Source organism: Paraburkholderia sediminicola (genome assembly GCF_046027355.1).
Classification (GTDB): Bacteria; Pseudomonadota; Gammaproteobacteria; order Burkholderiales; family Burkholderiaceae; genus Paraburkholderia; species Paraburkholderia sediminicola_B.
On record NZ_JAQQEK010000010.1, the window covers coordinates 257,223 to 269,719 of the forward strand.

Here is a 12,497-nt window from a genome sequence, read left to right on the forward strand (position 1 = left end):
CATGAGGCAGGGCGCACTGCGTCACGTCACGGAAAAGGCGTGACCGGCGGCACGCCGGCGAACAACGCGCCGGATGCGTCGTACGTGCCTTCGCCGAGAAACGCATGCTGCGTCACCACGATCGAATCCCGCACGAGACGCTGCAACCGGTTCTCGCGATAGATCGCGGCGATGCCCGCCATCTGGTAAGCCTGCATCACCACTTCCGCGCCGATCTGCGCGGCGTGCGTCGCGCTGAGACGCAACAGATTGGCCTGTTCCTGAGAGACGGGATCGCCGTCGATAAGCGTTCGCCACGCGGCTTCGGCGGATTCGTAGAAGAACGCGCGGGCGCTGCGCCAGTTGGCCTCCGCTTTCGCGAGGCCCGAGCGGTAATAGCCACGATCGGCGAGGCGCGGCGCACCGGTGGTGGTTTTGGTCGAGCCGGACATGCCCGTCAGCAGATCGAGCGCCGCGCGCGCGAGACCGATGTTGACGGCGGCGTGCACCTGCGCCTGGTAGGCGACGGCGGGGTAGCGGTAGAGCGGTTCGTCGATCAGCGCCGCGCCGCCGCGTACGAAAGTCCATTGCGTATCGACGAATTTCTCGCGCAGCCGCAAATCGTGGCTGCCGGTTCCCTGCATGCCGACCACGTTCCAGTTTTCGACGATCTCGACTTCATGGGCGGGGAACACGGCGGTGAACGGCTTGCCCGCGCTGGCATCGCCGGAATTGGCGGGCGTGCCGCCGATGCCGACGCCGATCCAGTCCGCACCCTTGCAGCCGCTCGCGAAGCGCCACTGCCCGCTGACCACGAAGCCGCCCGGCGCTTGGGTGGCCGGTTGCAGCGGATAGAGACCGCCCGAGAAAACCTGGTCGGGGCCGGTAGCGTAAATCCGCTCCTGCGTTTCGATCGGCAGTGCGGCGAGATAGGTATTCGCCGAGCCGAACGCGGCGACCCAGGCGGCGGAGCCATCGGCGATCGCGATGCGTTCGAGCATCCGCAGGAATTGCGCCGGCGGCAGCGCATCGCCGCCGAAGCGCTGCGGCGTGCTCGCGCGAAAGATGCCGGCGCGCTTCATCTTCGCGATCATGTCGCGCGGGACATGGGAGAGCTGATCGAACTCGTCGCGGCGGCGCTCGATTTCGGCGATCAATGCGTCGAGTGTGATCGGGCCCGCGTAGTCGGGATACGGATCCGCGTGATCGATTGCACGAGGTTCGTAGGCGTAGGTCGAAAGACTGCTCATCTGAAGGCTTTGCATGATGACGGCTTGGGAATGGGAGTGAATGAGTTCGGACGAAGTGGCGTCGATAAGGTGTTATGCGCTTTCGTGCTCGACGTGCTCCCTGGCTTTCGCCTGAAGCCGCAGCGCTTTTGGAAAGGTTTCCGGTGCGAAACAGGTGGCGGCCACTGTGATCAAACCGAGCACGACGAGATAAATCGCCACCGGCGCGGCGCTGCGGTAATGCGCGAGCAGCGCGGTCGCCACTATCGGCGAAAGTCCGCCGCCGAGTACCGATGAAATCTCGCGGCCGATGCCGAGCCCCGAGAAGCGCAGATGCACGGGCAGCAACTCGCTGATGAAAGCGGGCTGCGCGCCTTCCAGAATGCCGAGCGTGATGCTGTTGGCGAGCACGAGCGCGGTGATGACTTTCCACAGCACGCCCGAGCCGAGCAACGTGAAATACGGGTAGGCGACCAGCACCATCGCCACGGCGCCGGCGAGATAGACCGGCTTGCGGCCGATCCGGTCCGTGAGACGTCCCATCAACAGGGACACGGGAATCATCAGCAGCATCGACACAGTCAGGCCGCCTAGCACCCAACTTGATTTGAGCCCGATGAACTGACCATACGCAATCGAGAACGCGAAGAAGATGTACGACGCCGCGCCTTCACCAAAGCGCAGGCCGAATACGGTCAGCACCTGACGCGGGCATTGGCGCAGCACCTCGACGATCGGCATGCGGGCATCGCGGCGCGTCGCCTTGACTTCGGCGAACTCCGCGCTTTCATCGACGGAGCGGCGCATCCACAGACCGAGCGCGACCAGCACGGCGCTGCACAGGAACGGCACGCGCCAGCCCCAACTGTGGAAGTCGGTGGGCGAGAGCGTTTGCACGAGCAGAAACGCGGCGGTGGACAGCACGAAGCCGAACGCCGCGCCGCACGGACTCCAGGCCGCGAGCCCCCCGCGCCGGGAGGCGGGCGCGCTTTCGTGAATCAGCAGGATGCTGCCGCTCCATTCGCCGCCGGCGGCGAGGCCTTGCAGAATGCGCAACAGCACCAGCAGGACGGGTGCCGCCAGGCCGATCTGCTGATAGGTCGGCAGAAGACCCATGCAGACGGTGGCCGTGCCCATGACGAGCAGAGTCAGCATCATGACCGTCTTGCGACCATAGCGGTCGCCGATATGGCCGCACAACACGCCACCGATGGGCCGTGCAATGAAGCCTACGGTAAAGCCGCCGAATGCCGCGATCGTGCCCGTCAACGGATCGCTGCCGACGGGAAAGAACAGCTTGCCGAACACGAGCGCGGCAGCGGTACCGTAGAGAAAAAAGTCATACCATTCGAGGACCTGCCCGAGCACGGCGGTCGTCACTGCGCGACGAACCTTGCTGGTGGGCCGGGTTGCGGTCAGGGGTCTCAGAGCGGCTGTCGCGTCAGAATTCATGGCGGGTCATGGCAGGTGGAGGGTCACGATGTGGAGGGTCGCGCGTTCTCGCCATGAGGTTCGGCAGGAGCGGCGAGACGAGCCGGGCAGGCATGGTCGAACGATAGGACCGGGAAAAAACGCCGTCAAATTCGGGCCAAAAATGGCCGTCATGAATCGTGTGCATGACGGTTACGGTATTTCGCGCGAGGCTGTTGCGGCGAAGGGCGTCTATGCGTTCTCTTGAGAGGGGAACGGGACTTGGGTCGGGGAACTGAGATTTGGCGAAGTGCAGGCCGTGTGCCTGTGCACGGTGGTCTTAGCCTGGGAACAACGGAGGGGGCAACGATGGATCAGGGCTCACAGCCGAAAAGCGATTTCCGCTTCAACGACATGGTCGATCTGGTGAAAGCGCATCCGCAGGCGCTGCTGCAGAAGCAGCGCTTTGAATGAGAACTGCCGCCTCGGCGCAGCGCCTCTCACAAGTGAGAAGCGATGGCGTTTGGCGGCAGAGCGTTCCTACATCAAGGCATCAAAGCACTGGCAACGAGAGGCTCGTCAATCAAGCCCGCCCTGGCACATGTACTTGATCGACATGTAATCGTCGAGTCCATACTTCGACCCTTCGCGGCCATAGCCCGATTCCTTCACGCCACCAAACGGCGCCGCTTCGCTCGACACAGCGCCTTCATTGATGCCGATCACGCCCGCTTCGAGCTGCGCGGCCACGCGATTGATCCGCCGCACGTCCTGCGTATAGAAGTAGGCGGCGAGGCCGAACGGCGTGTCGTTGGAGAGGCGGATCGCTTCGGTTTCGTCGTCGAAACGGAATAGCGGCGCGACCGGGCCGAAGGTTTCTTCGCAGCAGACGAGCATGTCGTCCCGCGCGTCCGTCAGCACGGTCGGCGCGTAGTAGTTCGGGCCGAGTTCCGTCAGGCGCTTGCCGCCCACCAGGATTTTCGCGCCGTGTTTGACGGCATCTTCCACGTGACGGGCAATCTTGTCGATCGCGCGTTCGTTGATCATCGGGCCGATCTGCGCGTCCGGGTCCGTTGCAGGCGCAACCTTCAAAGCGGCGACGCGTCGCGCGAGCAGCTCGGCAAAGCGTTCATAGACACCGGCTTGCACATACACGCGGTTCGGACACACGCAGGTCTGGCCGCCATTGCGGAACTTCGCCGCCATCAGGCCGGTAACGGCCGCATCGAGATCGGCGTCGTCGAACACGATGAAGGGCGCGTTGCCGCCCAGTTCCAGCGAGAGCTTCTTCAGCGTGCCCGCGGATTCACGAGCGAGATGCTTGCCGACCGGCGTCGAACCGGTGAACGTGATCTTGCGCACGCGTGCGTCGGCGAGCCAATCGGCAACCGCGGCAATGCCCTGTTCACGCGACGCCGACAGCATGTTCAGCACGCCGTCCGGCAGACCGGCTTCCTGCGCGAGCGCGGCGAGAGCGAGCGCGGTGAGCGGCGTGTCTTCGGCGGGCTTGGCGACCACGGTGCAGCCGGCCGCGAGCGCGGGCGCGATCTTGCGGGCGATCATCGCCAGCGGGAAATTCCACGGTGTGATCGCCGCGATCACACCGACCGGTTCCTTCACCGCGCTCATGCGCTTGCCGCGCTGCTGCTGCGGAATCAGATCGCCGTAGATGCGTGTCGCTTCGTCGGCGAACCAGGCCACGTACGACGCGCCGTAAGCGACTTCGCCGCGAGCCTCCGCGAGCGGCTTGCCCTGTTCCATCGACATCAGCTTCGCGAGATCGTCGGTATTGGCGACGATCAGCGCGTGCCAGCGGCGCAGAATCTCGGCGCGCTCGCGCGGCAGCTTGTCGCGCCATGCGGGGAACGCGCGGGCTGCGGCGTCGGTGGCGGCGCGCGCGTCCGCGGCGCCGCTGTCCGCGACTTCGACGATCGTTTCGCCGGTGGCCGGGTTGGTGACGGCAAAGCGGGCGCCGTCGGCGGCGCCGGTCCATGTTCCGTCGATCAGGTTCTGCGGGCGGATCAGTTCACTGCGTGTCAATGCGAGAGACATTCGGTTGCTCCTTCAGGTTGCCCTTGACGTAGCGAGGCTCGCGGCCGCGTACGCGCGTCGATTGATGGATCGATGCTACGCCTGCGCCGCGATCGATGAAATTGCCAATCGAGGCGCTGGCGGTTTGCACGCCGTTTTTTTTCGGCGATGACAGCATTTTCTGCTGATTACCCTGCAAATTCATTTCAGCCGTCGCGGACCGGTCGACGCGCGCACCACTAAAGTGGGCGGCGGCGCCAGCACCATCGACGGCTGCTGGTGCGGCGTCTGGATCAGCCGGATCAGACTTTCGATCGACAACTCCGCGATCGCCGCGGTCTGAATCGCAACCGTCGTCAAAGCAGGATGCACCTGATGGGCGAGTTGAATGTCGGTAATACCGATCACCGAAACGTCATTGGGCACCGCGCGGCCCAGCGTGATCAGGGCCTGCGCCGCGCCGATCGCGAGCAGGTCGTTGGTCGCGAAGATCGCGGTGAGGTGCGGCCGGTTCGCCATCAATTGCATGCAGGCGGCGTAGCCGGCGTCGATCGAGTCGCGGATCTGCAGCACCGCGGCTGCATCGGTCTCGATACCGGCGGCGCGCATGGCGGCGCGAAAGCCGTTGGAGCGCGCGTCCTGCAAGCCGCCGCAACCGTCGCCGATCAAAAGACCGATTTCGCGGTGGCCGAGTTCGAGCAGATGCCGCGCGGCCAGCTCGCCCGCGTGAGCAAAATCCACGGCGATGCAGGGCAGTGCGGGTGGCGCTTCCGGGTGCTCCCACATGGCCAGCAGGATCGGCGCGCTGTGCGTGGCGGAGGCGCACAGGTCGTTGATCGTGATGTCCGTGTTCATGACGAGCACGCCGTCGGCCAGCGTGCCCGCGATCTGGTTGAGATAGGCGCGGCCGATCTCGGCGTCATCGTCAGTATTGCAAACCATCAGGAAGTGGCCGGCTTTGCGCGCGGCGCGCTCGGCGGCCAGCACGAACTCGGGGTAGAACGGGTTCGAGATGTTCGACAGCATCAAGGCGAGCGTCGACGAGCGGCCCTCGGCCAGCGCGCGTGCGTTCAGGTTGGGCCGGTAGCCGAGATCCGCGATCGCCTTGAGCACGCGTTCAGCCGTTTCCGGGCGCACTTTCTCGCGGTTGCGCAGCACGTTGGAGACGGTGGCGGCGGTGACGTGGGCGCGCTTCGCGACTTCGGACAGAGTGACCATATGCGTTTTATCCCATATTCAGGGAATGCGATTCAAATGTTGCAAGCTGAGTGCGACGTTGATAACTTGCTGGAAAACACAGGCCCTGCATGGGACCAGAGTAAGGCGCTAAAGCGCCAACTCTGGATCGACACGGAGACAACCCACCATGACTTTTCCCCTCGAACTCGAATTTAAGCGATTAAATGTCTGCCGCACAAGGGCTAGCCACTTATTTTTCACAGAAATTTAAGCGGTTAAATCCGAAGGAGGCAACATGGCAACGATTCGTTTGACGAATGTGCAAAAGTCGTACGGTGACCATCCGCCGGTGATCCGGCGCGTGAATCTGGACATCGCGCAGCACGAGTTCTGTGTTTTTCTTGGCCCGTCGGGTTGCGGCAAGTCGACCCTGCTGAGAATGATCGCCGGTCTCGAAGACTTGAGCGAAGGTGAGTTGCACATCGGCGGCCGTCTCGTGAACGACGTGCCCGCCGCAGCGCGCGGCGTGGCGATGGTGTTCCAAAGCTACGCGCTGTTTCCGCACATGACCGTGTTCGACAACATGGCATTCGGACTGAAGCTCGCGAAGCAACCCAAGGACGTGATTAACACCAAAGTGCGCGAAGCCGCGCGCATTCTGCAACTGGACGATTATCTGGAGCGCTATCCGAAAGCGCTTTCGGGCGGTCAGCGGCAGCGTGTCGCGATCGGCCGCGCGATTGTGCGCGAGCCGGGCGTGTTCCTGTTCGACGAGCCGCTGTCGAATCTCGACGCTGCGCTGCGTGGCCAGACGCGAGTCGAAATCGCGCGCCTGCATCAGCGCTTCGCCAACGCGAGTGTGGTCTACGTGACCCACGATCAAGTCGAAGCCATGACGCTCGCCGATCGGATCGTACTGCTGCACGCCGGCGCGGACGCGGAGCGCTACGGCAGCATCGCGCAGAGCGGCGCGCCGCTCGAGTTGTATCACCATCCGAAGTCGCGCTTCGTGGCGGGCTTTATCGGGTCGCCGCGCATGAATTTCATCGACGCCGCGGTCGATTCGATCGAACCTGGCAGCGTAACGGTCACGCTGATCCAAAGCGGCGAGCGTCTGATCGCACAGGTCGATGGTCAACGTCTGCAGCGCGGCCAGCCGGTCACGCTCGGCGTGCGGCCGGAACATTTGCGTCTCGACGGCGACGGGCAATTCGTTCAGTGCACGACAGTGCTATCGGAACGGCTCGGCGAGCACAGCTACATTCACGCGGATCATGCGGCAGGCACGCTCATCGCCAAGGCCGCGGGCGATACGCCGATCGGTTCCGGCGAACGCATCGCCATTCACGTTCCGCCTTCCGCGTGTCATCTGTTCGACGCGGATGGGATTGCATTGCGGCGAAGCACGTTCGAGCCAGAACGGGCCGCCGCTTGAGTTTTCGTTTGCGATTGCTGGAAGCAGCACCTGATTCATCAAAGCCGAATTCCGCCACAGAGCGGGTTACATCGCCGGCAGCCGTTCGCTGCCGGCCAACAAGGTATCAAGGAGACACAAGATGATTGCTCTTCGCCTTCGCCGTCTTGCACACGTGTCGATCGCAGCCGCGCTGGTTGCCGGCTCGTTCTGCTGTGCCGCCGTCGACGCCGCCACGCTCAACGTCAACGTATCGGCGCGCGGTAATCAGCGCTCGACGTGGCAGGACGCGTTCGACAAGTTCAAGAAAGCCAATCCCGATGTCGATCTCAAGGTGACCTACATCACCGAAGAAGCGTACAAGGTGCAGATGAGTGGCTGGCTCGCCACCGATCCGCCCGACGTCGTCTCGTGGCACGACGGCGAGCGCATGGCGTATTACGCGCAACGCGGCCTGCTCGAAGACCTTTCTTCCGACTGGAGCAAGAATGGTTGGTCGCAGCAGTACGCGTCGGTGAAAGAAGCATCGACCTATAAGGGCAAGCAGTACGCGGCGCCGCTCGGCTACGACGCCTACGGTTTCTTCTATCGCAAGGATTTGTTCGAGAAAGCAGGCATCAAGAGCGAACCGAAAACCTGGGACGAATTCCTCGACGCCTGCAAGAAGCTGAAGGCCAGCGGCGTGGCGCCGATTGCCGTGGCCGCGCGCGATAGCTGGACGCTCGCAGCCTGGTTCGACTACCTCGATCTGCGCATCAACGGCAATGCATTCCATCAGCAATTGATGGCGGGCGAAATTCCGTACACCGATGCGCGCGTCAAGAAGGTGTACGCCGCGTGGAAAACGCTGATCGACGATCACTACTTCATCGACAACGCGCTCTCTTACGACCTCGATTCGATCGCGCCGTTTCTCGTGAACGGCAAGGCGTCGATGATGCTGATGGGCACGTTCTTCTCCGCGAGCATCCCGGCGAACCTCAAACCGCAAACCGGCTTCTTCCGCTTCCCGGTGATCGACGTCAATGTGCCGATGGCCGAGGACGGTCCGGTCAACGTGCTGCTGATTCCCGCGAAAGCGAAAAACAAGGCCGATGCGCGCAAACTGCTCGCCTTCATGGAACAGCCGCAGATCAACGCCGATCTCGCGAAGGGCTGGGGCCAACTGCCGTCGAACAGCCAGTCGGCCGAACCTGAGGACGCAATTTCCAAGGTCGGCTTCCAGACGCTCGCCAACACGAAGGGCGGCATCGCCCAGTTCTACGATCGCGACATGCAGAAGGAAATGGCCGACGAAGGCATGAAAGCGATGCAGCAGTTCTATAGCGATCCGTCGCAACTCGACGCCGTGCTCGTGCGCCTCGAAGCGACCCGCAAGCGCATCTACCAGAAGTAAGTCCCGGAGCGCCGGTGGTGTAACAACGGCCGGCGCTCGTCTTCGATTCGCCTTCGACTTACTGACGAGGCCCGATCCATGTCTCATTCCGCAGCGCGCCGCTTACCCGCGGCTTCGCACCGTCACGTCTCGACGACGCGCCGTCACCAGCACCGCGCCGCGTTTTTCTTCCTGTTACCGGGCTGTGCGTTGCTTTGCCTGTGCGTGGTGTATCCGATCATCAGCAGCATTTCGCTCAGCTTTTATCACTGGGATGGCATGACGCCGAAGACCTTCGCGGGTTTCGACAACTACATCGAGCTGTTTCACGCCGACACGTTTTATACGGCCCTGAAGAACAACCTCATCTGGCTCGCGCTGTTCCTGCTCGCGCCGCCGCTCGGCCTGCTGTTCGCGTTGTATCTGAACCAGCATATCCGTGGCATGCGCGTCGTGAAGTCGCTGTTTTTCGCGCCGTTCGTGCTCTCGGGCGTGGTGGTCGGTCTCGTGTTCAGCTGGTTTTACGACCCGGGCTTCGGCTTGCTGCGTTTGATCGTCGGCCACGGCATTCCGGTGCTCGGTGATCCGCACACGGTGACGTTCGGCATCGTCTTTGCCGCGCTGTGGCCGCAAACGCCGTTCTGCATGGTGCTGTATCTCACAGGCCTGACGGGCATCAATCCGGAAGTGGTCGAGGCGGCGCGCATGGAAGGCGCCAAGGGCATGAAGCTGCTGTGGCACGTGATTCTGCCGCAACTGCGGCCCGCAACATTCATGGCCGTCGTGCTGACGGTGATCGGCGCGCTGCGCAGCTTCGACCTGATTGCGGTGATGAGTGGCGGCGGTCCGTTCGACAGCTCCACCGTGCTGGCCTATTACATGTACGACCAGGCCATCAAGTACTACCGCGAAGGCTATTCCGCGGCGATTGCCGTCGTGCTGTTCGCCATCATGCTCGTCTACATCGTGTTCCATTTGCGCCGCATGTTGCGCGAAGAACGCTGATCTCCAGGAGTTACGCGTCATGTATCCGCTTCCCGTCGAACGCTGGAAACCGCTCAATCGCACGCTCTACAAAGCGTCGCTGCCCATCGCGCTGCTGATATGGCTGCTGCCGATGCTGGCCGTGCTCGTCACGTCGATCCGTTCTTCGGACGAGCTTTCGCAAGGCGATTACTGGGGTTGGCCGAAACACTTCGCGCTGATCGAAAACTACGGCGCCGCGCTCACGCAAACGCCGATGCTGCACTACTTCACCAATAGCGTGCTGATCACGGTGCCTTCGGTGATCGGCGCGATCGTGCTGGCGTCGATGGCGGGCTTTGCTTTGGCGACCTACCGGTTTCCGGGCAATACGGCGGTGTTGTTCGCGTTCGTCGCGGGCAATTTCGTGCCGATCCAGATCCTGATGATTCCAGTGCGCGACATGGCGTTGAAGGTCGGACTCTTCAACAGCGTGTGGGCGCTGGTGATTTTCCACGTGTCGTTTCAGACCGGCTTTTGCACGCTGTTTCTGCGCAATTTCATCAAGCAGTTGCCGTTCGAAATGATCGAGGCCGCGCGCGTGGAAGGCGCGAGCGAATGGACCATCTACCTGCGCATCGTGCTGCCGCTGATCCGGCCCGCGCTCGCCGCGCTCGGCATTCTGGTGTTCACGTTCGTGTGGAACGACTACTTCTGGGCGCTGTGTCTCACGCAAGGCGACGACGCCGCGCCGATCACGGTGGGCGTCGCGGCGCTCAAGGGTCAATGGACGACCGCGTGGAATCTGGTCGCCGCGGGTTCGGTGCTGGCCGCATTGCCTTCCGTGCTCATGTTCTTCGCGATGCAAAAGCATTTCGTCGCCGGTCTGACCTTCGGTGCAAGCAAGGGCTGAGCGCCTGTTCGACGTCATCTAACAACGAGACTTTCTCATGCAACTTGGTGTCTGTTATTACCCGGAACAATGGCCTCGCACGATGTGGGCCGACGATGCGAAGCGTATGGTCGAACTCGGCATCACGCACGTGCGGATTGCCGAATTCGCGTGGAGCCGGATGGAGCCGCGCGCCGGCGAATTCGTGTGGGAATGGCTCGACGAAGCCGTCGCCACGTTGGCGGCCGCCGGGTTGAAGCTCGTGCTCGGCACGCCGACCGCCTCGCCGCCGAAGTGGCTGATCGACGCATATCCGGACGTGCTGCCCGTGCGTGCCGATGGCACGCGCTGGAATTTCGGCTCGCGCCGTCACTACGATATATCCAGCGAAACCTATCGGCGCGAGTGCGTGCGTATCGTCTCGGCGATGGCGCAGCGCTATGGACAGCATCCTTCCATCGTCGCGTGGCAGACCGATAACGAACTCGGCTGTCACGATACCGTGCCGAGCTATTCGCCGGCCGCACTCGCGCGCTTTCAAAGCTGGCTGCGGCGGCGCTACGAAACCGTCGAGGCGCTCAACGACGCGTGGGGCAACGTGTTCTGGAGCATGGAGTATCCGTCGGTCGAGGCGATCGGCTTGCCGAATCTCACGCCCACCGACGCCAATCCGATTCATCTGCTCGACTTCCGCCGCTTCATGTCGGACGAAGTGGCGAGTTTTCATCGCGAGCAGATCGATGTGTTGCGCGAGCATGCGCCCACGGCGGATTTGCTGCACAACTTCATGGGTTTTTTCACGACCTTCGATCACTACCGTTTCGCCAACGACAATGCGCTCGATGTCGCCGCGTGGGACAGCTATCCGATCGCGCGCACCGAATCGATCGCGCTGCCCGACGAGCAGAAGGCGCGTTACGCGCGCACGGCGCATCCCGACGTTTCCGCGTTCGATCACGATCGCTATCGGGCGATTGGCAGCGGACGCTTCTGGGTGATGGAACAACAGGCCGGGCCGGTCAACTGGGCGCCGTGGAACCCGGTGCCGGCGAAAGGCATGGTTCGCCTGTGGGCTTACGAGGCGTTCGCGCACGGCGCGGAACTCGTGTCGTATTTCCGCTGGCGTCAGTGTCCGTATGCGCAGGAGCAGATGCATTCCGGGCTCAATCTGCCGAACAACGAATTGTCGCCGGGCGGCCTCGAAGTGCAGCAGGCGGCGCGCGAGATTGCCGCTTGCGCCGCGCTGTCGGAACTCAAAGCGCCGGCGCGTGCGGCTGTCGCGCTCGTATTCGACTACGAAACGCAATGGATGTTCGAGATTCAGCGTCATGGCAAGACCTTCGACTATCAGACGCTGGCGTTCGACTACTACGAGTCGTTGCGCGAACTCGGGCTCGACGTGGATATCGTGTCGAGCCGCGCGGATCTTTCGGCATACGGGATGGTGGTCGTGCCGAGCATCGCCGTGATCGACGACGCGCTCGTGCATCAGATCGAGCGGAGCGCAGCGCAATGGGTCTTCGGCCCGCGCAGCGGCTCGAAAACCGACAGCTTCGCGATTCCCTCCACGCTGCCGCCCGGCGCCTTGCAACGCGTTCTGCCGATGCAGGTGCTCGAAGTCGAAACGCTGCGGCCCACGCTGGCGCCCGCAGTGTCGATCGGCGGCGCGGATGGTGCGGCGATGCATTGGCGCGAGCACGTGCGGGCCAACGGCGACACGCGGATCGACGCGCAATTCGACGACACGTGGCCGGCAATTCTCTCGCACGGCAAGGTCCGCTATGTGGCGGGTTGGCTGTCGCATGCGTTGCATCGCACGGTATTGCAACAGGCGGCGCGCGACGCCGGGATCGACACGCAGCTATTGGCCGATGGATTGCGCATCCGGCGACGCGGCGATCTGACCTTTGCGTTCAATTTCGGCGCGGAGTCCGTACACGCCCCGGCGCCGGCCGATGCGACGTTCGTGCTCGGCAACGCGCTGTTGAAAACGGGCGACGTTTGTGCGTGGAAGGGCGCCTGAAC

General features: G+C 63.1%; 9 protein-coding genes. 5 read left to right on the top strand and 4 right to left on the bottom strand.

Going from position 1 to position 12,497, the window contains the following annotated elements; genetic code table 11:
- Positions 1-26: 26 nt before the first annotated feature.
- From PQR42_RS19545 to PQR42_RS19560, 4 genes are all read right to left on the bottom strand, one after another.
- Positions 27-1,244 (bottom strand): acyl-CoA dehydrogenase family protein, encoded by a 1,218-nt coding sequence (locus tag PQR42_RS19545; protein ID WP_408387035.1) that lies wholly within the window; start codon positions 1,242-1,244, stop codon positions 27-29.
- 57 nt (positions 1,245-1,301) lie between these two features.
- Positions 1,302-2,660, bottom strand: coding sequence for an MFS transporter (locus tag PQR42_RS19550; RefSeq protein WP_408387034.1), 1,359 nt, complete (start codon positions 2,658-2,660; stop codon positions 1,302-1,304).
- 537 nt (positions 2,661-3,197) lie between these two features.
- Positions 3,198-4,670: an NAD-dependent succinate-semialdehyde dehydrogenase gene (locus PQR42_RS19555; protein ID WP_408387033.1), complete on the bottom strand. Its 1,473-nt coding sequence runs from the start codon at positions 4,668-4,670 to the stop codon at positions 3,198-3,200.
- 180 nt (positions 4,671-4,850) lie between these two features.
- Positions 4,851-5,867, bottom strand: a complete 1,017-nt coding sequence (locus PQR42_RS19560; protein ID WP_408218893.1) for a LacI family DNA-binding transcriptional regulator — start codon at positions 5,865-5,867, stop codon at positions 4,851-4,853.
- Positions 5,868-6,123: 256 nt separating this feature from the next.
- Here PQR42_RS19560 and PQR42_RS19565 point away from each other — a divergent pair, with 256 nt between their 5' ends.
- The 5 genes from PQR42_RS19565 (at position 6,124) to PQR42_RS19585 (ending at position 12,495) form a co-directional block, all read left to right on the top strand.
- On the top strand, positions 6,124-7,263 hold the full coding sequence (locus tag PQR42_RS19565) for an ABC transporter ATP-binding protein (RefSeq protein ID WP_408493699.1): 1,140 nt from the start codon (positions 6,124-6,126) through the stop codon (positions 7,261-7,263).
- Positions 7,264-7,384: 121 nt separating this feature from the next.
- On the top strand, positions 7,385-8,638 hold the full coding sequence (locus PQR42_RS19570) for an ABC transporter substrate-binding protein (RefSeq protein WP_408387031.1): 1,254 nt from the start codon (positions 7,385-7,387) through the stop codon (positions 8,636-8,638).
- A gap of 78 nt (positions 8,639-8,716) precedes the next feature.
- Positions 8,717-9,622: a carbohydrate ABC transporter permease gene (locus PQR42_RS19575; RefSeq protein WP_408387030.1), complete on the top strand. Its 906-nt coding sequence runs from the start codon at positions 8,717-8,719 to the stop codon at positions 9,620-9,622.
- 19 nt (positions 9,623-9,641) lie between these two features.
- Positions 9,642-10,493: a carbohydrate ABC transporter permease gene (locus PQR42_RS19580; protein WP_408177843.1), complete on the top strand. Its 852-nt coding sequence runs from the start codon at positions 9,642-9,644 to the stop codon at positions 10,491-10,493.
- A 37-nt stretch (positions 10,494-10,530) separates the two neighbouring features.
- Positions 10,531-12,495 (top strand): beta-galactosidase, encoded by a 1,965-nt coding sequence (locus PQR42_RS19585; RefSeq protein ID WP_408387029.1) that lies wholly within the window; start codon positions 10,531-10,533, stop codon positions 12,493-12,495.
- The last annotated feature ends 2 nt before the right edge of the window (positions 12,496-12,497 follow it).

What these genes read in the sequence shown, in the direction of transcription:
- PQR42_RS19545 (WP_408387035.1), bottom strand. Translation starts at nt 1,244, where the DNA reads ATGCAAAGCCTTCAGATGAGCAGTCTTTCGACCTACGCCTACGAACCT.
- PQR42_RS19585 (WP_408387029.1), top strand. Translation starts at nt 10,531, where the DNA reads ATGCAACTTGGTGTCTGTTATTACCCGGAACAATGGCCTCGCACGATG.
- PQR42_RS19565 (WP_408493699.1), top strand. Translation starts at nt 6,124, where the DNA reads ATGGCAACGATTCGTTTGACGAATGTGCAAAAGTCGTACGGTGACCAT.
- PQR42_RS19570 (WP_408387031.1), top strand. Translation starts at nt 7,385, where the DNA reads ATGATTGCTCTTCGCCTTCGCCGTCTTGCACACGTGTCGATCGCAGCC.
- PQR42_RS19560 (WP_408218893.1), bottom strand. Translation starts at nt 5,867, where the DNA reads ATGGTCACTCTGTCCGAAGTCGCGAAGCGCGCCCACGTCACCGCCGCC.
- PQR42_RS19550 (WP_408387034.1), bottom strand. Translation starts at nt 2,660, where the DNA reads ATGAATTCTGACGCGACAGCCGCTCTGAGACCCCTGACCGCAACCCGG.
- PQR42_RS19580 (WP_408177843.1), top strand. Translation starts at nt 9,642, where the DNA reads ATGTATCCGCTTCCCGTCGAACGCTGGAAACCGCTCAATCGCACGCTC.
- PQR42_RS19555 (WP_408387033.1), bottom strand. Translation starts at nt 4,670, where the DNA reads ATGTCTCTCGCATTGACACGCAGTGAACTGATCCGCCCGCAGAACCTG.
- PQR42_RS19575 (WP_408387030.1), top strand. Translation starts at nt 8,717, where the DNA reads ATGTCTCATTCCGCAGCGCGCCGCTTACCCGCGGCTTCGCACCGTCAC.